The organism is Mesorhizobium helmanticense (genome assembly GCF_003034915.1).
Taxonomy (GTDB): domain Bacteria; phylum Pseudomonadota; class Alphaproteobacteria; order Rhizobiales; family Rhizobiaceae; genus Mesorhizobium; species Mesorhizobium helmanticense.
The window spans coordinates 118,943-139,036 of record NZ_PZJX01000018.1 but is presented as its reverse complement, the minus strand read 5'-3'; the positions used below and the strand labels follow the sequence as shown (position 1 = coordinate 139,036).

Below are 20,094 nucleotides of genomic sequence, written 5' to 3'. Positions count from 1 at the left end.
CGCGCGGGAACAGCCAAAATTTCGCCTGTTCACGCTTGCAACGCAACCCCATATGTGAAAATACTATTTACAAAAGAAGATTGACGGGAGGAGACGTCGTGCTTTTCGACGCTTTGCTAGGCGTTCCGACAGTTGTGCCAAGCCTCGCCCAGAGCTGGTGGGGCCAGCCGTGACCGAATTCGCGCCGACCGTCGGTGTGGCCTCGACGCACCCCAAAAATATGCCTGAGGATCACGCCGCGCTGCCGGTATGGAATGCGGAGAACTGGTTCTACGAGGACTGGCCGGTCGGGCAGAAAATACGCTCGCTGCGCCGCACGATGGCGGAAGGCGACAGCCACCTCTTCAACACGCTGGTGCTCGATATCCACCCTTATGTGCAGGACCAGATGTTTGCCGAGAGCGAAGGCATTTTCGGCAAGAGGCTGATCGCTGGCGCCTTTGTCTTCTCGGCCGGGTTGGGCCTGGTCGCCACCAACTGCATCAATGCCTTTTCCTACGGCTACGACAAGCTTCGCTTCATAAAACCTGTCTTCATTGGTGACACGATCTATTCGATCCGCTCCAACCTCGACAAGAAGCCCCGCTACAAGGACATGGGCCTGATCCGTGCCAGCTATGAAGTGTTCAAGGGCGAAGGCGAGTTGGTTCTCTACTGCGAGCACCTGCAGACGGTGAAGTACCGCAACCCTGCCGATTTCATCGGCAAGACGGAGAAATAACAATGCAGGCAGCAGCCGAATTGCCGCTTGCCGGTCTCACCGTCGTCGATATGAGCCAGTTCCTGTCCGGTCCCTATTGCTCGCTCAGGCTGCTCGATCTTGGCGCCCGCGTCATCAAGATCGAGCGGCCGGATGGCGGCGACCTGTCGCGCCGGCTCTACCTCAGCGACACCGAGATCGGTGGCGACTCCACGATCTTCCATGCCATCAACCGGGCCAAGGAAAGCCTCGCCATCGACCTCAAGAACGAGGCCGATCTCAAGGCGCTGCGCGGACTACTGGCCAAGGCCGACGTGCTGATCCAGAATTTCCGGCCGGGCGTCATCGAGCGGCTCGGCTTGGACTATGGTGCCGTCCGCGAGATCAACCCGCGCCTGGTCTATGCCTCGATCAGCGGCTATGGCGAGGAGGGCCCTTGGGTCAAGCGGCCCGGCCAGGATCTGCTGGCGCAGGCGCGCTCCGGTGTGATGTGGCTGAACGGCGACGAGGACCAGGGGCCGGTGCCGTTCGGCCTCGCCATCGGCGACATGCTAGCGGGTGCTGCCTGCGCGCAAGGCATACTGGCGGCGCTGGTGCGGCGCGGCATCACCGGCCAGGGCAGCCATATCGAAACCAGCCTGCTGGAAGCGCTGATCGACTTCCAGTTCGAGGTGCTGACCACGCACCTCAATGACGGCCGCCGCCTGCCCAGGCGCTCCAGCTTCCGCAGCGCGCATGCCTATCTGTCGGCGCCCTATGGCGTGTACCCCGCCAAGGACGGCTACCTCGCCGTTGCGATGACACCGATCCCCAAGCTGGCCGATCTGTTGTCGCTTAACGAATTGGCGCCCTATCGCGACAAGCCGGCATCGTGGTTCACCGCGCGCGACGACATCAAGGCGATCGTCGCGCAAAGGATCGCCACCAAGACGATCGACGAATGGCTGGCCATTCTGGAGCCGGCCGACATCTGGTGCGCCAAGGTGCTGACCTGGCCGGAGATGCTGGCAAGCGAGGGGTTCCAGTCGCTCGACATGCTGCAAACCGTGACGCGCGAGGACGACGTCTCGATCCTCACCACCAGTTCGCCGCTCAGGGTCGATGGCATCAGAGCCAAGGTCGACCGGGCGGCACCCCGCATCGGCGAGCACAGCACCAAAATCCGCGAGGAATTCGGCCTGTGAATACGCGCACGCTCAAAGGAATGACCTGGAGCCATCCGCGCGGCTACGATCCGATGGTCGCCTGCTCGTCCCTCTGGCGGCAGAAGACGGGCATAGCCATCGAATGGGACAAGCGCTCGCTGCAGGATTTCGAATCCTTCCCGGTCGATGAACTGGCGCGAGCCTATGACCTCATCGTCATCGACCATCCACATGTCGGCCAGATAACGGCGGAACGCTGTCTCGAGCCGCTGGATGTCGCCGGCCGCGAGGCGGAGCTTGCGGCCTTGGCCTCAGGCAGCGTCGGACAATCCTATCCGAGCTACAACTGGCAAGAGCGGCAATGGGCCTTTCCGATCGATGCGGCAAGCCAAGTCCAGGCCTGGCGGCCGGACGCGCTTAATGCCCCGCCTGCGCGCTGGAGCGAGGTGCTCGATCTCGCCCGGCAAGGCCGCGTGCTGCTGCCGCTGCGCCCGCCCCATTGCCTGATGGTGTTCTTCACGCTTGCCGGCAATCTCGGTCATCCCTGCGCGACCGATCCATCAGTTGATCTCATCGAGAGCGGGGCCGGCGGTAAGGTCTTCGAGACGATGCGCGAGATCGCCGCGCTGGTCGATCCCGCCTGCTTCGACATGGATCCGATCGCCGTTTCGGAACGTATGTCGGAAGCAGGCTCCAGGATCGTCTGCGCGCCACTGATCTATGGTTACGTCTCCTATGCAATGACTGGTTTCCGCGCTAACCGGCTGGCCTTTGCCGACATTCCAGTCATCGGTTCCAACGGCACGATCGGTTCGGCGCTCGGCGGCACGGGCATAGCGGTCTCGGCTTTTTCCCGGGCGAAAGATGCCGCGATCGATTTCGCCTATTGGGTCGCCAGCGGCGATGTCCAGCGCGGCGCCTATGCCGCCTCGGGCGGCCAGCCCGGCCATGCGGCAGCGTGGGAGGACCAGAGCGTCAATGCCGCGACCGGCAGTTTCTACAGGGATACGCGCGCGACGCTGGAAGGCGCATGGGTGCGGCCGCGCCATGACGGCTACATGGCGTTCCAGCAGGCGGCATCCGACTGCATTATTTCCGGCATCACCTCCGGGCGCCAAGCCGCCCGGGTCGTTGCCGATCTCAATCGCCTGTTTCGGGACAGCGTCCCGGCGCAGGTGTCCGGCGCTGCCGGTGGAGGAGCCTGAGCGAAACCGAATGGAGGAGAACAAGATGACAGGAATGATCCGCGGCCTGCTGGCCGCAACCGCCCTTGCCACGATTGCAACGACTGCCCTGGCGCAGGACGTGCAAGGCGTCATCGGCGGGCTGCCGAGCGAACTCAAGGCGCAATATGACGGCGCGCCGCAGAAGGTATTGCCCTCGGCCTGGGACAATTTCACGCCGCCGGCGAAACCATGGAAGTGGTGCCATTCGGAATCCTACCAGGGCAACCCGTGGCGGGTCACGGTGACCAAGGAGTTGAAGCGTCTCGTCGACGGGCTGATCGCCGACGGCACCGTCTCCAGCTTCGAAGTTTCCGATTCCAACAATGACGCCAGCCAGCAGATCAACCAGATCCGCGCCTTCATCGACAAGAAGTGCTCGATCATCACGTCGATCCCGGGTTCGGCGACGGCGTTGGACGATGCCATCGACGCGGCCGCCAAGGCCGGCATCCCATTCGTCACGGCGGCCGGTTCGGTGACCAGTTCGAATGCGATCAATGTCGATTCCAACTATGCGCGTTGGGGCTATGACATGATGACGGCTATAGGCAAGGCCCAGCCGGACGGCGCCAGCATCCTTTTGGTCGAAGGCATCGCCGGACACCCGATCGTGGTCCAGGAGCGCCAGGGCGCGGACAAGGCGCTGGCGGAAAATCCGAAGCTGAAGATCTCGCGCAACGTCAATGGCAACTGGACGGCCAACGTCACCAAGACCGTGGTGCTGCAGGCGATCGCCACCAATCCGGCGCCGATCGATGCGGTGTGGACGACAGGCAGCGAAAGCCGCGTCGTCGCCGAAGCCTTCGCCGAGGCCGGACGGCCGGCGCCGCTGATCACCGGCTCGATTACCGGCGATGCGCTGGGCTATTGGAAGGCCAATCCCGACAAGTACCGCTTCGAAGGCCATGCCGTGCTGCCGCACTGGACCGCCGAGACGCTGTTTCGCGTCGGCGAGCGCATGCTTGACGGCCAGAAGCCCAAGCTGAACACGCTGCTGATCCCGATCCCGCCGGTTCACAGCGCCGATCTCGGCGCGTGGTACAAGGACTGCATGACGACGGATGCGGTGTCGATCTTCCCGGTGCCGCCAACGGACCCGATGCCGGAAGAATGGCTCGACGCCTATTTCTCGAACCCGGCGCCGACCAAGGGCTGGGATTATTCGAAGGTGCCGGATGCCTGTGCAAAGTGACGCCTGTGCAAAATGATGCCTGCGCCAAATGAGGTCTCGGCTGGTCGGTTCCTTTCCGGGAGCCGGCCAGCCAGCATCGAAATACGACATGCTTGAAATCAAGAACATATCCAAACGCTATGGCGAGACGGTCGCTCTTGCCGATGCCTCGATCGTGTTCCGGTCGGGGACCATACACACGATTCTGGGTGAGAACGGTTCGGGCAAGAGCACGATGGTCAAGCTGTTGTCCGGCATCGTCCAGCCGGACAGCGGCGCGATCCTGCTGCAAGGCAAGCCGTTTTCCGGCACCAGCCCCTCTGCCTTCCAGGCGCAAGGTTTCGCGACGGTCTTCCAGGAGGTGCTGATCGCACCGGATCGCAGCGTGACGGACAACATCCTGCTTGGCCTCGACGGGCTGGTCCGGCGCACCGTTGCCCGCAACGAGCGCCGCGACAGGGCAGCGCTGGCGCTGAAGCGCTTCGCTGTCACCGACGTCCCCCTTGACGCACAAGCCGGCCTGTTGCCGCTTGCCGCGCAGCAATTGGTCGTTCTCGCCCGTGCGATCGTGCGCAACCCAAAAATCCTCATCCTCGACGAGGTCACCGCCGCGCTCGACTTCGCCGACCGCGAGTCGGTCTTTTCGTCGATGCGCGCCCTTGCCGGCGAGGGTTGCCTCATCCTGTTCATCACGCATCGCATGGATGAGGTGATGTCGCTTTCGGATCGCATCTCGATCCTGCGCGGGGGCCACGTGGTGCGCACCGAAGAGCGTGGCGCCTCGTCACCGGCTGAACTTCTCAAGGCGATGGCGCCGCGCACCGCGGCGGAGTTGGCGCATGGCTGATCGCGCCCTCCCCGACTCTGGTGGCTCTGACTTTCGTGGCCTCGCCATTCGCGACCTCGTCATCGCGCCCGGCGCCAGTCCGATCACACAGGCGATCGCTCCCGGCGAGATCGTCGGCCTTGCCGGCCTCGACGGTCATGGCCAGGAACTGTTCCTCAAGATGCTCGCCGGCCTTGCACCACCGCTTGGCGGCTCGATCGTGCTCGACCTACCCGGCGGAGGCGGCAAGATCACCGGGTTCCGCAAGGCGGTCTCCAGCGGCATCGCCTATCTGCCACGCGACAGGCGGGCGAACGGCATTTTCCCGACCCAGTCGGTGCTCGACAATTTTGCCGTCTCGACGCTGTCGCGCGATACGCGCCTCGGCCTGATCAGTCCGGCGGCGCGAAGAGTGCGCTACGACATCTACCGCAAGAAACTGTCGATCGTCGCACCCAGGCCCGATGCGCCGATCACCACACTGTCGGGCGGCAACCAGCAAAAGGTGCTGCTGGCACGAGCGCTGGCTCTGGAACCCGCGATCCTGCTGCTCAACGACCCGACGCGCGGCGTCGATGTGGCGACGCGGCACGTTCTCTACGACGTCTTTCGCGGGCTTGCCGCCGACGGCATGGGACTTGTCATCCTCTCCAGCGAGATCGAGGAGATCCTGCTCTTGTGCCATCGTGTGCTGGTGTTTCGCGAAAATGAAGTCGCGGCCGAAATCGCGGGCCAGTCCCTCACCACCGACAGCGTGATCTCCGCCATGTTTGGACGTGCGGCATGAGTTCTGTCACGCGCCTCCTGCCTCTCTGGCGACGCGTCGGTTTCGCCGTCGTGCTTCTGGTCGTGCTGCTTGCGGTCAATCTCATCCTCAACCCGGCGCGATTCCAGCCGGGATCCTGGGGCGCGCTGATCGGACTGGCCGCGCCCTTGATTGGCGCGGCCATCGCCTCCACACCCGTGATCCTTGCCGGCCGTGGCGGCATCGACATCTCGGTCGGACCGCTGATGGGTTTCGTCAACGCTTTTGCGATCCAGGTGCTTTTCCTTGGCGCCGGCATCTCTTCGCCTCTGATCCTCGTGCCTGCCGCGCTGCTCGTCGGTGCGCTGGTCGGCGCGGCGAACGGCTTTCTGGCGACGGTCGTGCGCATCCAGCCGATCGTCGCCACGCTCGGCACCTATCTGATCCTCACCGGCGTCACGCTGACGATCCTGCCGGCGCCGATCGGTCCCGCACCAGCCTGGCTCAAGGCCTTGTCCGGCCCGCTCTCGATACTGCCGCTGGCGGCGATGTTCATTGGCTGGTGGCTGGTGCGGCGCACCCCTTACTACGATCAACTTATGGCGGTCGGCAGCGACGACCGCGCCGCCTACACCGCCGGCGTCGACGTCACGCGCGTGCGCTTCATCGCCTATGTCATGACCGGTCTTCTCAGCGGATGCGCCGGGCTGATGCTGACTGCGCTGATCGGCTCCGCCGATCCCAATATCGGACCGACCTACACGCTGATCGCGATCGCTGCCGTCGCTCTGGGCGGCGTCAGCCTGGCCGGCGGCCGCGGCGGTGTGGCGGGCGCGGCCATCGGCGCCATCGACATCTTCCTCCTGCAAAGCGTGCTGACGACATTCAATGTCTCGACCTTCGTGCTGCAGATCGCCTATGGCGCGATACTGGTGCTGGCCGTGATGTTGACCGCGCTGCAGGAACGTTTCGCCACCAGAGGGCGCTGACATGACCGGCCGAAACCTGTTTGCAACCACCAACGCCCGCGTCATCGGCGCTTTCTGCGTCGCCGCGCTTCTGCACGCGGCCGGCACCGCCCTCATTCCTGGCTACTCGACGCCGTTTGCCGTACGCGCCATGCTGGTGCTCGCCTCGCTGCTTGCCGTCGCCTCGATCGGGCAGACACTGGTGGTGATCATGGGCGGCATCGACCTGTCCATCCCCTTCGTCATCGGCTTCGCCAATGTCGTGGCGGCGCAGCTCTATGGCGACGGCTGGAACTTTTTTCTCGTCTGCGGCCTCGTCGGGGTGCTGGCGATCATTATTGGCGGACTTAACGGGCTGATCTCGCGCAGCCTCGACATCCAGCCACTCATCGTCACGCTCGGCATCGGCATGGTCGTGCAAGGGCTGGTGCTGTTGTGGACGGCGGGCTTTCCATCAGGCTCGGCGCCACAAGCCGTTTCCAGTTTCGTGTCGATCGGCGGCTCGGCCGGTCCGTTGCCGGTGCCGTGGCTGGTGCCCAGCCTCGTCGTGCTGACGGCATGCGTGGTTCTGGTGCTGGAGCGAACGCCCTACGGACGCCGGCTCTACGCGCTGGGCAGCAATCCGGGCGCCGCACCGCTAGCGCTGATCGACCCGGTCCGTATGTGGGTCGTCACCTATGCGGCAAGCGCCTTCTTCGCTGCCGTGGCGGGGGTGCTGCTGCTCGGCTTCACCGGCTCAGCCTATGGCGATGTCGGCCAGCCCTATCTGTTCCAGACCATTGCGGCGGTCGTCGTCGGTGGCGCGGCGCTGGTCGGCGGGCGGGGCAGCTACCTCGGCACGATCGCCGGCGTTCTGGTGCTGACCGAAATCAACACGCTGCTGATCGGCCTCGGCTTCCAGCCCTCGGCGGTTCAGGCCGCGCTTGGCTTCATCATTGTGCTGCTGGTCTCACTCTACGGCCGCGAACGGCACGTATCGGCAACGATCTGACGCTGCGCCAAGTCGGCTAGGCGAGCCGCCAGAGCTTGCGGGCATTCGCCGACAAGAGCCTGTTGCGCTCCGCAACGCTGCAGCCCGAAAGCAGCGCATGGGTCGCCGCCACCCATGTCGACAGGCCGCCGCCAAGCGTGCAGACAGGCCAATCGCTGCCCCAGACGACGCGGTCCCAGCCGAATTCACCGATCGTATGTTCGACATAGGGCCGCAATATCTCGGCCGTCCAGCTGCCAGGATCGGCATAGGCGACGACGCCGGAAATCTTGGCCATGACATTCGGGCGTCGCGCGATCTCGCTCATATGCTCACGCCACGGATGCTCGGCATTGCCCTTGATGTCGGGAACACCGCAGTGGTCGAGGACGAACTGCACATCGGGCGCCAGGTCGGCAAGCGCGATCGCCTTCGCAATCTGATGCGGCAGCACGACGAGGTCGAAGGTCAGGCCGGTGCCGCCGAGCCGCTTGATGTTGTCGCGGAACAGCGCACCTTCCGAAAGCTCGTCGGGCACGACATGGAGGACACGGCGGAAACCCTTGACGAAGGGATTTTCCCGCTGGCGTGCGAGATAGGATGGAAAATCCTCGTCCTCCGGCCGGCAGGAGGCGATCGCTCCGACCAGCAGGCTGCCGGGCTGCCGCGACAGGCCTTCGACACGGGCGGTCTCCGCCTCGATATCGGCGGGGTCGACATCGACCTCCATATGCAGCACGCGCTCGACGCCGACACGGCGAGCCTCCAAGGCGTATTCCTCGTAGGAAAAATCGCGGTTGAGCGCCGGCACGCCGGCGAGCCAGGGATAGCGCAGCACCGAGCGGTTTATGAGATGCAGATGAGTGTCGATGATCATGGTGGCGTACCCTCTAAAGCTCGCAACACTATCTCGCTGAAAAATTCATTATTCAAATAGGAAATTACGGCGATTGAGGCACGTCCGAGCCGGCCAATCGCGACAATCGAGTCGCTGCGCCCTGCAGCAACTGGATCGTCAGTGTGATGTCAGGCGCGGCCGCCGCATTGACGAGGGTGATATAGGGAATGGTGAGCGCCGCGATGGCGCGGCCATCCGGTCCCAGCACCGGCGTCGAAAGGTTGTAGACGCCGGCCGTCTGCAGCGAGGCCATCATCTCGTAGCCGCGGTCGCGAACCTGGTCGAGCCTGGCAAAGAACTCGGCCGGCTGCGCCGCCTTGTCGGTGCTGCGGACGTGCTCGGAGATCATCATCTGCCGTTCTTCCTGTGAGCGGAAGGCCAGCAGAACATGTCCCGAACCAGTGTCGAACAGGCTGATATGGGAGCCGACCCGGATCGAGATGCCCCAATAGTTCGGCGCCTCCTGCTGGGCGATGACAACAGCGGAACCGCGATCAAAAACAACAAGTTGGTTTGCCTGCTGCGAGGTTTCGGCAAGTTCGCGCATCACTGGCGTCGCGTAGGAAACCAGTCGCCGCACCGGGGCGTGCAATTGCGCCAGACCGAACAGCTTGAGCGTCAGCGAATAGCGGTCGCCGTCCAGCCGGGTGACGTAGCCGCGCCGCACCAGCCGGTCGAGCATGCGATAGAACTCGTTGGGGCTGCGATCGAGTTTCTTGGCGATTTCAGCCTGGGTCAGGCCGCCGTCGACGCCGGCCAGCAATTCCAGGATGTCGAGCCCCTTGTCCAGTGCCGGGGCGCGATAGCGCTCGTCTTCGCTGTCATCCATGGCTCATCCCCCTCAGTGAATTCGATTCTTCATATACGCAGGAACAGGGCCGACGGAAACAAATTTCGCCTTGACGTATCCGTGAATGTTTTGTTTGTATATGAATGTAGCGCTTCTTGTCGTCAGACGAGTTGCGATCGCCGCTGAGGCGCACCAAGGGAGGATACCAATGAACAGACTGCTTTCCGGCGTGTCCGCCGGCGCATTGTTGCTTGCATTCGGTGCAGGCGCGGCCCTTGCCGGCGACCTGCCCGGCAAGTTCGAGGGCGTCACCGTCGACGTGAAGCTGATCGGCGGCCAGCAATATGAAAAGCTCTATGAGCGCATTCCCGAATGGGAAAAGGCGACCGGCGCCAAGGTCAACATCCTGACCAAGAAGAACGGCTTCGACATCGACAAGGAGCTCAAGTCCGACATCGCCTCCGGCAGCACCAACTGGTGCGTCGGCTGGAACCATTCGTCCTTCGCGCCGCAGTATACGGGCCTCTATACCGACCTCAGCAAACTGCTGCCTAAGGAAGAAATCGACGCCTTCGTGCCTTCGACGATTCAGGCGGCAACCATCGACGGCAAGCTGATGATGCTGCCGCGCGCCCAGTTCGACGTTTCGGCGCTCTACTACCAGAAGAGCCTATACGAGAACGCCGACAACAAGACCAAGTTCAAGGCGAAATACGGCTATGACCTGGTGCCGCCGGACACGTGGAAGGAAGTCACCGATCAGGCCGAGTTCTTCGCCAACCCGCCCAATCTCTACGGCACGCAGTTCGCCGGCAAGGAAGAGGCCATCAATGGCCGCTTCTACGAGATGGTCGTCGCCGAAGGCGGCGAGTATCTCGACAAGGACGGCAAGCCCGTCTTCAATTCCGAAGCCGGCATCAGGGCGCTCGACTGGTTCGTCAACCTTTACAAGGCAAAGGCCGTGCCGGCGGGAACGACCAACTACCTTTGGGACGATCTCGGCCAGGGCTTTGCCTCCGGCACCGTCGCCATCAATCTCGACTGGCCGGGCTGGGCCGGTTTCTTCAACGATCCGAAGTCGTCGAAGGTCGCCGGCAATGTCGGCGTCAAGGTTGCGCCGAAAGGCTCTTCGGGCAAGCGCACCGGCTGGTCCGGTTTCCACGGCTTCTCGGTGACCGAGAATTGTCCGAACAAGGAGGCCGCGGCCTCGCTCGTGTGGTGGCTGACCAACGAGGACAGCCAGAAGCTCGAAGCCGCCGCGGGCCCACTGCCGACCCGCACAGCGGTCTGGGACTGGGACCTGAAGCAGGCCGAAAACGATCCCTACAAGAAAGAGGTTCTTACCGCCTTCCAGGAAGAAGCCAAGCACGCCTTTGCCGTGCCGCAGACGCCTGAGTGGATCGAGATCTCGAACGCCGTCTATCCCGAATTGCAGGCGGCGATCCTCGGCGACAAGACGTCCAAGCAGGCGTTGGATGAAGCCGCCGCCAAGGCGACGCAGATCCTCGAAGACGCCGGCAAGCTCTAGAAACCGCTACCAACGCCGCCTCCCTCATGACGGTTGAGGGAGGCGATCGCGCCTTACCGGCACTGGGCGATCACGATGGGCTTTCGCCCACCCGGACCTCGACAGCCCAGCGGCGCCCATAATCGATGCAAACCTCAGGGATTCTGATGAAGGGCTTCAAGCCATCCGCGCCATTCCTGCTGCTGCTTCCGGCCATGATCGTGCTGGCGGCGGTTGTCGTGGTGCCGTTGCTGTTGTCGCTCTATTCCAGCTTCACGCCTTTCCGGCTGACGCGGCCCGAGACATTCTTCGTCTTCATCGGCTTCAGGAATTATCTTTCGATCCTATCCAACGGCGATTTCTGGTGGGCGTTCGGGCGCACCGTTCTGCTGCTGACGATCGCGCTCAATCTCGAGATGCTGCTCGGCCTTGGCCTGGCGATGCTGGTTGAGAAGGCGACACGCGGTCAGCGCATCCTGCGCACGTTGATGATGTTCCCGATGATGTTCTCGCCGATCCTCGTCGGCTTCCAGTTCAAATTCATGTTCAACGACAATATCGGCCTGGTGAACAATGCCTTGCAGTCGCTCGGCGTCACCCAGGACGCCATACCGTGGCTGATCGATGGCCATCTCGCCTTCATCGCCATTTCGATTGCCGAGATCTGGTCGTCGACGGCGATCTTCGCGATTCTGATCCTCGCCGGTCTGCTGGCCATGCCGAAGGAACCGATCGAGGCGGCGCGGGTCGACGGCTGCACGCCGTGGCAGACATTCCGCTATGTGACATGGCCGTTCGTAATGCCCTTCGCCTACATCGCCATGACCATCCGCTCGCTCGACGTCGCGCGCGCCTATGACATCGTCAAGATCATGACCGACGGCGGACCGGCGGGCCGCACCGAACTGCTGTGGACGCTGGTGGCGCGCACCGCCTACAGCGACGGGCGCATGGGCATGGCCAACGCCATGGCCTATTTCTCGATCCTGCTGTCGATCGCCTTCACCGTCTATTTCTTCAACAAGCTCGCCGCGGCGCGCACGCAGATCGGTGCTGAGTGGTGATGGACGAGAATTCTTCCGCCCGCCTGAAGCGCCGGCTGTTGGGCGTTGTCTATCGCATCGGCCTGTTCCTGGCGATGCTGACGATCTGCCTGCCGGGTCTGTGGATCGTCATCTCGTCCTTGCGGCCAACCGTGGAGATCATGGCCAAACCGCCGGTCTGGATCCCGCAGGAGATTTCTTTCGACGCCTATGTCGCCATGTTCAGCGGCATCGGCAAGGGCGGCATCCCGGTGATCGAATATTTCCGCAACTCGCTGATCATCTCGGTGACCTCGACGGTCATCGCGGTGGCCATCGGCATGGCCGGCGGCTATGCCTTCGCCCGCTACCGCTTCCGTGGCAAATCGAGCGTCTTCCTCGGCCTGATGCTGACACGCACTGTGCCTGGCATCGCTTTGTCGCTGCCGCTGTTCTTTCTCTATGTGCGGCTCGGCATCATCGACACGCATTTCGGGCTGATCCTTGCCTATGTCGCGCTCAACGTGCCGTTCACGATCTGGCTGATCGACGGCTTTTTCCGCCAGGTGCCAAAAGATCTGGCGGAGGCCGCGCAGATCGATGGTTGCACGCGCTGGCAGGCCTTCTGGCAGGTCGAGTTTCCGCTTGCAGGGCCTGGCATCGCGTCCGCGGCGATCTTTGCCTTCCTGACCTGCTGGAACGAATTCGCGCTGGCCTCGCAACTGACACGCTCGGTCAGCGCCAAGACGCTGCCGGTCGGCCTGCTTGATTACACCGCCGAATTCACCATCGACTGGCGCGGCATGTGCGCGCTTGCGGTGGTGATGATCATCCCGGCGCTGACCCTCACCTATATCGTCCAGAAGCACCTTGTCGGCGGCCTGACCTCCGGCGCGGTGAAAGGCTGACCCAATGGCAACCGTTTCCCTCACCAAGCTGACCAAGCGCTACGGCAATATCGAGATCGTGCACGGCATCGACCTCGACATCGCCGATCGCGAATTCATCGCGCTGGTCGGTCCCTCCGGCTGCGGCAAGTCGACAACGCTGCGCATGATCGCCGGGCTCGAGGAGATCAGCGATGGCTCTATCGAGATCGGCGGACGCGTCGTCAACGACCTGCCGCCGCGCTCGCGCAACATCTCGATGGTCTTCCAGTCCTATGCGCTCTATCCGCATATGACGGTGCGCGAGAATCTCGGCTTCTCCCTCAAGATCGCCGGCGCCGCCAAGGAGGACATGGAGCGCCGCGTCGCCGAGGCGTCGGCCATCCTCGGTCTCGACACGTTGCTCGACCGCCGGCCCTCGCAATTGTCCGGCGGCCAGCGCCAGCGCGTCGCCATGGGCCGCGCCATCGTGCGCGATCCGGATGTGTTTCTGTTCGACGAGCCGCTTTCCAATCTCGACGCCAAGCTGCGCACGCAGATGCGCACCGAGATCAAGAAACTGCATGCCAAGGTGCAGTCGACGGTGATCTACGTCACCCATGACCAGGTCGAGGCGATGACGCTGGCCGACCGCATCGTCATCATGCGCGACGGCTATATCGAGCAGGTCGGCACGCCCGACGAGGTGTTTCGGCGGCCGGCGACGCGCTTCGTCGCCGGCTTCATCGGCTCACCGCCGATGAACCTACATGAGGCGACGATCGATGATGGCCAGATGGTTTTCGCCAGCGGCGAAAAATTGCCGCTGCCCGGCCAGTTCAAGGCCAATGTCGCGACCGGCGACAAGGTTGTGTTCGGGCTGCGGCCGGACGACATCTATCCGACCGGCCACGGTATCAGCTCCGGCGGCGCCGCCGACGTCCATCAGATCGAACTGCCGATCACGGTCACCGAACCGCTCGGCAACGAGACGCTGGTGTTCGTCGAATTCAACGGCAGCGACTGGGTTTCGCGCATGCTGAACCCCAGACCGCTGCGGCCGGGCGAGCGGGTCGCCATGAGCCTCGACATGTCGCAGGCGCATCTGTTTGCCGCCGACACCGGAACGACATTGCGGAGCTGAAGGCATGGCTAGAATAGAGAAGGTCGAACTGCGAATGGTAGACCTTGTGCCCAAGGTCAAGCGCACCGACGCCATCCAGAGTTTCGTCAGCCAGGAAACGCCTGTTGTAACGATCACCGATTCCGACGGCGCGGTCGGCACCGGCTACAGCTACACGATCGGCACCGGCGGCTCTTCGGTGATGCGGTTGCTCTCGGACCATCTGGCGCCGCGCCTGATCGGCCGCGACCCAGATATGATCGAAGCGATCTGGCACGATCTCGAATTCGCCACGCATGCCACCACGATCGGTGCGATCACGGCCATAGCGATCGCGGCGATAGATACCGCACTTTGGGATTTGCGGGCGAAGAAACAGGGCTTGCCGCTTTGGAAACTGGCCGGCGGTGCCAAGGACCGCTGCCCGCTCTACACGACCGAAGGCGGCTGGCTGCACATCGAGACGCAGGCGCTGGTCGACGATGCGTTGGCCGCCAAGGCCAAGGGTTTTCGTGGCTCGAAGGTGAAGATCGGCAAGCCGCACGGCGCCGAGGATCTGGCGCGCCTGTCGGCGGTGCGCAAGGCGGTTGGCGACGGCTACGAGATCATGACCGACGCCAATCAGGGCTTTTCGGTCGATGAGGCGATCCGGCGGGCCGCAAGGCTGCGCGAGCTCGACCTCGCCTGGATCGAGGAGCCGCTGCCGGCCGACGATATCGACGGGCATGTGCGGTTGTCGAACTCGACGCCGACTCCGATTGCCATCGGCGAGTCGCTCTACTCCATCCGTCATTTCCGCGAGTATATGCAGAAAGGCGCCTGCTCGGTCGTGCAGGTCGATGTCGGCCGCATCGGCGGCATCACGCCCTGGCTCAAGATTGCCCATGCGGCGGAAGCCTTCGACATCCCGGTCTGCCCGCATTTTCTGATGGAACTGCATGTCAGCCTGACATGCGCTGTTCAGAACGGCAGATATGTCGAGTACATTCCGCAACTTGACCAGTTGACCGGCAAGCATATGCGCATCGAGGATGGCCAGGCGCTGGCGCCTGATGAGCCGGGCATCGGCATCGACTGGGACTGGGATGCGGTGAAGGCCATGAGCATCGCCGAATTCACCACGGCGATCACCAGATAGGGACGGGCATGCAGCGGATGGGGATGGTGCTGGGGCTGAAGCCTGAAAAGGTCGAGGAGTATGTCCGCCTTCACGCCGCCGTCTGGCCGGATGTGCTGACGATGATTTCGGCCTGCAACATCAAGAACTACTCGATCTACCTGAAGCGGCCGGAAAACCTGCTGTTCAGCTATTTCGAATACCATGGCATCGACTATGCGGCCGACATGGCCAAAATGGCGGCCGACCCGAAAACCCAGGAGTGGTGGGCGGTCTGTATGCCATGCCAGGAGCCACTCGCGACCCGCAAGGAAGGCGAATGGTGGGCTGACATGGACGAGGTCTTCCATCATGACTGAAGGCGGTTTCGACCCTGCCTCGCTCGTCCAGGCCTGGCCCAAACCCTCGGCGCCCCGTCCGATCGTCACCTTCGGCGCGGGATCGATCGTCGGCGACGCGCATTTCCCGGCCTATAGGAAAGCCGGCTTCCCGGTCGCCGGCCTCTACGATCCGGACCAGGCCAAGGCGCGGACCCTGGCCGAGAAATGGGACGTGACTGTGTTCCGCTCGATTGAGGAAGCGGCCGCCGTCGAGGATGCGATCTTCGACCTCGCCACGCCGCCCGGGCGGCACGCCGAGATACTCAAGGCTCTACCCGATGGTGCGGTCGCATTGATCCAGAAGCCGATGGGCAACTACCTCGGCGAGGCAACAGAAATCCTCGAAATCTGCCGCGGCAAGAACCTCAAGGCGGCCGTGAACTTCCAGTTGCGCTTCGCGCCGATGATGCTGGCGCTCAAGGATGCCATCGCCAAGGGCTGGCTCGGCGAGATCGTCGACTTCGACGCCTGGCTGGCGCTGGCGACACCATGGGAGCTCTGGGAGTTCCTGCTCAAGGCGCCGCGCGTCGAGATCGCCATGCATTCGATCCATTATCTCGACCTGATCCGGCAATTGCTTGGCGATCCCAGAGGTGTGCACGCCAAGACGCTTGGCCATCCCAACCATGCCGTGGCGCAGACGCGCACCAGCGCCATTCTCGACTATGGCGACACCGTGCGTTGCGCGCTCTCGATCAATCACGACCACAAGTTCGGCCGCCAGCACCAGGCCTGCGAGTTCCGCATCTGCGGCACGGAAGGCGCTGCCTATCTCAAGCTCGGCCTCAATCTCGACTATCCGCGCGGCGAGCCGGATGTGCTGGAGATCTATCCGAAAAGCGGGACGGACTGGGTCGCCGTGCCATTGGCCGGCGAGTGGTTCCCCGATGCCTTCGTCGGTCGTATGGCCAATGTCCAGCGTTTTGCGGCTGGAGAAGACGCAACGCTGATCAGCCCGGTCGAGGATGCCTGGAGCACGATGGCGCTGGTCGAGGCGGCCTATCAGTCGAGTGCGGCGCCGGCGACGCCGATCGCGGAGAGGCCCTGATGGAACAGATCCAGTATTTCGAGGACTATGAGATCGGTTCGTCGCGCCTGACCAGCGGCCGCACCATCACCGAGACCGACTTCGTCGTCCATGCCGGCCATACCGGCGATTTCTTCCCGCACCACATGGACGCCGAGTTCATGAAGACGACGCCGTTCGGCCAGCGCATCGCCCACGGCACGCTGGTGTTCTCGGTCGGCGTCGGGCTGACGGCTAGCGTCGTCAACCCGGTCGCCTTTTCCTATGGCTACGACCGGCTGCGCTTCATCAAGCCGGTGTTCATCGGCGACACGATCCGCACGCGCACCACCATTGCCGCCAAGGAAGACGATCCCAAGCGGCCAGGGTCAGGGCGGGTAATCGAGCGCTGCGAGGTGATCAACCAGCATGGCGACGTCGTCCTGGCGGCCGACCATATCTACGTCGTCGAACGTCGCGACAAGTCGAAGCAGGCTTGAATGCGCTGCTCCATGCACGCTTCCATCTGGAATTGACCAGCCTTCGTCAGAATTGGTCCTGAGCTATTCGAAAGAATAGGTGAAACCTCCTTCGGAGGCTCCAACCGTCACCTTCGTCATCTTTTCGCCCTCGAGCGACCGGTTCAGCACCCCCCGGCTCAATTCCGGCAGAAGCGTGTTTGTCAAAATGGCGTCAATCATTCGCCCGCCGGATTCGATCTCGGTGCAGCGGGCCTTGACGAGATCCATGACACCGTCACCGATCACCAGTTCGGCATCGTTGGTTGCCCGCAGCCGGCGAGCGATCTTGGCAAACTGATGGCGGGTGATCGCTTCGATCATGGAATCCGAGAGCGGGTAGTAGGGGATGGTTACCACCCGGCCAAGGAAGGCCGCCGGGAACACCTTCAACAATGGAGGGCGCAATGCTGTGTCCAGATCGTCGAGCCCTGCCCGCACCGTGCCGTCCCTGGTCCGGTCCATGATGACCTCGGAACCGACATTTGAAGTGAGCAGGATCAGCGTGTTCTTGAAATCGATCCGGCGGCCTTCGCTGTCGTCCATCATCCCCTTGTCAAAAACCTGGAAGAAGATTTCATGCACGTCCGGATGCGCCTTCTCGACCTCGTCAAGCAAGATCACCGAATAGGGTTTGCGCCGCACAGCCTCGGTCAGGATGCCGCCCTTGCCGTAGCCGACATAGCCGGGTGGCGCGCCCTTCAGGGTGGAGACCGTATGCGCCTCCTGGAACTCGGACATGTTGATCGAGATGAGGTTCTGTTCGCCGCCATAGAGCGTTTCGGCCAAGGCCAGCGCGGTTTCGGTCTTACCCACGCCGGAGGGACCGCAGAGCAGGAACACGCCTACCGGCTTTTCCGGAGCACCGAGCCCGGCGCGGCTGGTCTGGACGCGCCTGGCGATCATCTCCATGGCATGATCCTGACCGACCACGCGTTCGGACAGAGTGGTGGCCAGCCGCAGCGCCTTTTCGGTCTGGCTCGACAGCATCCTGCCAGTGGGGATGCCAGTCCAGTCCTGAACCACGGCCGCCACCGCATTTCGGTCGACCGACGGCAGGATCAGGGGCGTCTCGCCCTGCGCCTCGGCCAGTTCGGCCATAAGTTCGCGCAGCCGTGCAAGATCAGCGGCCGGATCGGTCGGAGGAGGATCGGTGGTCGCTGTTGCCGCCGCCACGGTCCCGGGCGTTTCGGTCTCAGAGACTTCGGTCTCGGTTGCATCCGGGCCTGCCGTTCCGGTGGCCGCCTCCTCTGTCGCCACTTCATCGAGCGGCACTCCCTCGCCGCGCAGCCTGGCGCGCAGTTCGAGTATCTCGGCAACCAGCGCCTTTTCCCGCTCCCAACGTGCTTGCGCGGCGGCAAGGGTACCTTCGGTTTCGGCAAGTCCCGCTTCGACCCGGGCCTGCCGGTCGGTCACCTCGATGCCGATCGCGGCCTCGCGGCCGATAATGCCGCGCTCGACCTCCAGCGCCTGCCGGCGGCGCAGGATATCCTCGACCTCGGCAGGGGTGGCATGTTGCGAAATGGCGACACGGGCGCAGGCGGTGTCGAGAAGACTCACCGCCTTGTCCGGCAATTGCCGCGCCGGGATGTAGCGATGCGACAGGCCGACCGCCGCCTCGATCGCCTCATCGAGTATCTGCACCTTGTGGTGCTGCTCCAGGACGCCAGCCACACCGCGCAGCATCAGAACGGCGACCGCCTCCGACGGCTCGTCGATCTTGACCACCTGGAAGCGGCGCGTCAGCGCCGGGTCTTTCTCGATGTGCTGCTTGTATTCAGCCCAGGTTGTTGCCGCGATGGTGCGAAGTTCGCCGCGCGCCAGCGCGGGTTTCAGCAGGTTGGCCGCATCGCCGGTTCCGGCAGCACCACCGGCGCCGATCAAGGTATGGGCTTCGTCGATGAACAGGATGACCGGAGTCTCGGAGGATTGAACCTCATCGATGACCGCCTTCAGCCGCTTTTCGAACTCGCCCTTTACGCTTGCACCCGCCTGCATCAATCCGACGTCGAGCATGCGCACGCTCACCCCTTGCAGGGTGGGCGGCACGTCGCCCTCGGCGATGCGCAACGCAAAGCCCTCCACGACCGCGGTTTTGCCGACGCCGGCCTCACCGGTCAGGATCGGGTTGTTTTGCCGGCGTCGCATCAGGATATCGACAATCTGCCTGATCTCCGGATCACGGCCGACGACCGGGTCGATCTTGCCGTCGCGGGCGCGCTGGGTCAGGTCGGTGGCGTATTTCGCCAGCGCCGAGTCGCCGCCCGGGCCCCGTTTCATCGGCGTTTCAGTGGCAGGAGCGGCCGGGGCGGCGCCGGCTTCGAGCGAGCCCTCCACCACATCGGCGAAGCGCGAGACGACACCGTCGGCATCGATCTTGTCGAATTCGCCGCTGATCTTCGACAGCAAGCCTTCCAGCACCGGCGTCTTCAAGCAAGCGAGGAGAATATGGGCGCTGCGAACCTCCTCTACGTTGAACTCCAGCCCCGCCAGGTTCCAGCCTTCCTGGATGGCATGAAAGATATGGTCGGAGAATTCCTCGATCGAAGTCGCGCCGTAGGGCAGCTTATCGACGGCGCGGGTCATGTCGGCGGTAAGCCGGCTTGCATCAACTCCCGCATCGGCAAGTATCATTTGCACATCCGAGCGATCGGAAAGCACCAGTTGCTCGATGAAGTGGACGAGTTCGACATAGGGATTGCCGCGCAGTTTGGCGGCGTCGGCCGCAGCCTTGAAGGCCCGCAAACAGACAGGATTGAGCTTGCCGACCAGTTCCTTGCGCTTGAAACTCTGCGATGACCGGCGCTGTTCCATTGAACCTGCTCCTGAAATCTGCCAGCCAACAACCTGCCACATTAGTGGCGACTTGACAAAGCGCATGATGGATAAGCGCTCGGCCGCCGGCCCGGCCGGCTTCCGTTTCGCGGATAAGTCCCACATTCGGGTCGCAGACAACCACGGAATTGCCGGCGTCTATGCGATGAATTTCACATACAGGCCTCGTCGATCACGCCACTGATCCCAGCGCTCAAGATTGGGTTGCGGACTTCTGTTAACTTTTAAGCAGCAACTAAATTGTGGTAAAGTGACGCAGTGTGATACCGTAGCGTCACGCG

19 protein-coding genes are annotated in these 20,094 nt (G+C 63.2%); 16 read left to right on the top strand and 3 right to left on the bottom strand.

Annotation, left to right across the window (positions count from 1 at the left end; all coding sequences use genetic code 11):
• Positions 1-169: 169 nt before the first annotated feature.
• From C9427_RS08315 to C9427_RS08280, 8 genes are all read left to right on the top strand, one after another.
• On the top strand, positions 170-721 hold the full coding sequence (locus tag C9427_RS08315; RefSeq protein WP_107648648.1) for a MaoC family dehydratase: 552 nt from the start codon (positions 170-172) through the stop codon (positions 719-721).
• Between the two features lie 2 nt (positions 722-723).
• Positions 724-1,884 (top strand): CaiB/BaiF CoA transferase family protein, encoded by a 1,161-nt coding sequence (locus C9427_RS08310; RefSeq protein ID WP_107648647.1) that lies wholly within the window; start codon positions 724-726, stop codon positions 1,882-1,884.
• Positions 1,881-3,050 carry an extracellular solute-binding protein gene (locus C9427_RS08305; protein ID WP_107648646.1) on the top strand — a complete coding sequence of 390 codons (1,170 nt, stop codon included), beginning with the start codon at positions 1,881-1,883 and terminating at the stop codon, positions 3,048-3,050. Before C9427_RS08310 ends, C9427_RS08305 begins: the two co-directional genes overlap by 4 nt.
• Before the next feature lie 25 nt (positions 3,051-3,075).
• On the top strand, positions 3,076-4,263 hold the full coding sequence (locus C9427_RS08300; protein WP_107648747.1) for an ABC transporter substrate-binding protein: 1,188 nt from the start codon (positions 3,076-3,078) through the stop codon (positions 4,261-4,263).
• 88 nt (positions 4,264-4,351) lie between these two features.
• The gene (locus tag C9427_RS08295; RefSeq protein ID WP_107648645.1) at positions 4,352-5,089 is read left to right on the top strand and encodes an ATP-binding cassette domain-containing protein; all 738 of its coding nucleotides are present in this window, start codon (positions 4,352-4,354) and stop codon (positions 5,087-5,089) included.
• A complete protein-coding gene (locus tag C9427_RS08290) occupies positions 5,082-5,855 on the top strand; it encodes an ATP-binding cassette domain-containing protein (protein WP_107648644.1) in 774 nt (257 codons plus the stop codon). The genes C9427_RS08295 and C9427_RS08290 overlap by 8 nt, the downstream gene beginning before the upstream one ends.
• The gene (locus tag C9427_RS08285; protein ID WP_107648643.1) at positions 5,852-6,802 is read left to right on the top strand and encodes an ABC transporter permease; all 951 of its coding nucleotides are present in this window, start codon (positions 5,852-5,854) and stop codon (positions 6,800-6,802) included. The genes C9427_RS08290 and C9427_RS08285 overlap by 4 nt, the downstream gene beginning before the upstream one ends.
• A gap of 1 nt (position 6,803) precedes the next feature.
• Entirely contained in the window at positions 6,804-7,772 is a 969-nt protein-coding gene (locus C9427_RS08280) for an ABC transporter permease (RefSeq protein ID WP_107648642.1), read from the top strand.
• Positions 7,773-7,788: 16 nt separating this feature from the next.
• Here C9427_RS08280 and C9427_RS08275 read toward each other — a convergent pair whose 3' ends face one another.
• Both C9427_RS08275 and C9427_RS08270 read right to left on the bottom strand, forming a co-directional pair.
• Positions 7,789-8,628: an amidohydrolase family protein gene (locus C9427_RS08275; protein ID WP_107648641.1), complete on the bottom strand. Its 840-nt coding sequence runs from the start codon at positions 8,626-8,628 to the stop codon at positions 7,789-7,791.
• 64 nt (positions 8,629-8,692) lie between these two features.
• Positions 8,693-9,478: an IclR family transcriptional regulator gene (locus tag C9427_RS08270; RefSeq protein ID WP_107648640.1), complete on the bottom strand. Its 786-nt coding sequence runs from the start codon at positions 9,476-9,478 to the stop codon at positions 8,693-8,695.
• A gap of 169 nt (positions 9,479-9,647) precedes the next feature.
• On the opposite strand from C9427_RS08270, the gene C9427_RS08265 reads away from it, so the two are divergent.
• The 8 genes from C9427_RS08265 to C9427_RS08230 all read left to right on the top strand — a co-directional run bounded on the left by C9427_RS08265 (position 9,648) and on the right by C9427_RS08230 (position 16,960).
• Complete coding sequence (locus tag C9427_RS08265) at positions 9,648-10,967, top strand: ABC transporter substrate-binding protein (protein ID WP_107648639.1); 1,320 nt, start codon at positions 9,648-9,650, stop codon at positions 10,965-10,967.
• Between the two features lie 146 nt (positions 10,968-11,113).
• The gene (locus C9427_RS08260; protein WP_107648638.1) at positions 11,114-12,010 is read left to right on the top strand and encodes a carbohydrate ABC transporter permease; all 897 of its coding nucleotides are present in this window, start codon (positions 11,114-11,116) and stop codon (positions 12,008-12,010) included.
• The gene (locus tag C9427_RS08255) at positions 12,010-12,876 is read left to right on the top strand and encodes a carbohydrate ABC transporter permease (RefSeq protein WP_107648637.1); all 867 of its coding nucleotides are present in this window, start codon (positions 12,010-12,012) and stop codon (positions 12,874-12,876) included. The genes C9427_RS08260 and C9427_RS08255 overlap by 1 nt, the downstream gene beginning before the upstream one ends.
• Before the next feature lie 4 nt (positions 12,877-12,880).
• Positions 12,881-13,978 (top strand): ABC transporter ATP-binding protein, encoded by a 1,098-nt coding sequence (locus C9427_RS08250; RefSeq protein ID WP_107648636.1) that lies wholly within the window; start codon positions 12,881-12,883, stop codon positions 13,976-13,978.
• 4 nt (positions 13,979-13,982) lie between these two features.
• Positions 13,983-15,095, top strand: a complete 1,113-nt coding sequence (locus C9427_RS08245) for a mandelate racemase/muconate lactonizing enzyme family protein (protein WP_107648635.1) — start codon at positions 13,983-13,985, stop codon at positions 15,093-15,095.
• An 8-nt stretch (positions 15,096-15,103) separates the two neighbouring features.
• Positions 15,104-15,433 carry an L-rhamnose mutarotase gene (locus tag C9427_RS08240; protein WP_107648634.1) on the top strand — a complete coding sequence of 110 codons (330 nt, stop codon included), beginning with the start codon at positions 15,104-15,106 and terminating at the stop codon, positions 15,431-15,433.
• Positions 15,426-16,502 (top strand): Gfo/Idh/MocA family protein, encoded by a 1,077-nt coding sequence (locus C9427_RS08235; RefSeq protein ID WP_107648633.1) that lies wholly within the window; start codon positions 15,426-15,428, stop codon positions 16,500-16,502. The genes C9427_RS08240 and C9427_RS08235 overlap by 8 nt, the downstream gene beginning before the upstream one ends.
• Positions 16,499-16,960: a MaoC/PaaZ C-terminal domain-containing protein gene (locus C9427_RS08230; protein WP_167434288.1), complete on the top strand. Its 462-nt coding sequence runs from the start codon at positions 16,499-16,501 to the stop codon at positions 16,958-16,960. Before C9427_RS08235 ends, C9427_RS08230 begins: the two co-directional genes overlap by 4 nt.
• Positions 16,961-17,023: 63 nt before the next feature.
• Here C9427_RS08230 and tssH read toward each other — a convergent pair whose 3' ends face one another.
• Entirely contained in the window at positions 17,024-19,792 is a 2,769-nt protein-coding gene (gene tssH / locus C9427_RS08225) for a type VI secretion system ATPase TssH (protein ID WP_107648631.1), read from the bottom strand.
• Positions 19,793-20,094: the final 302 nt, after the last annotated feature.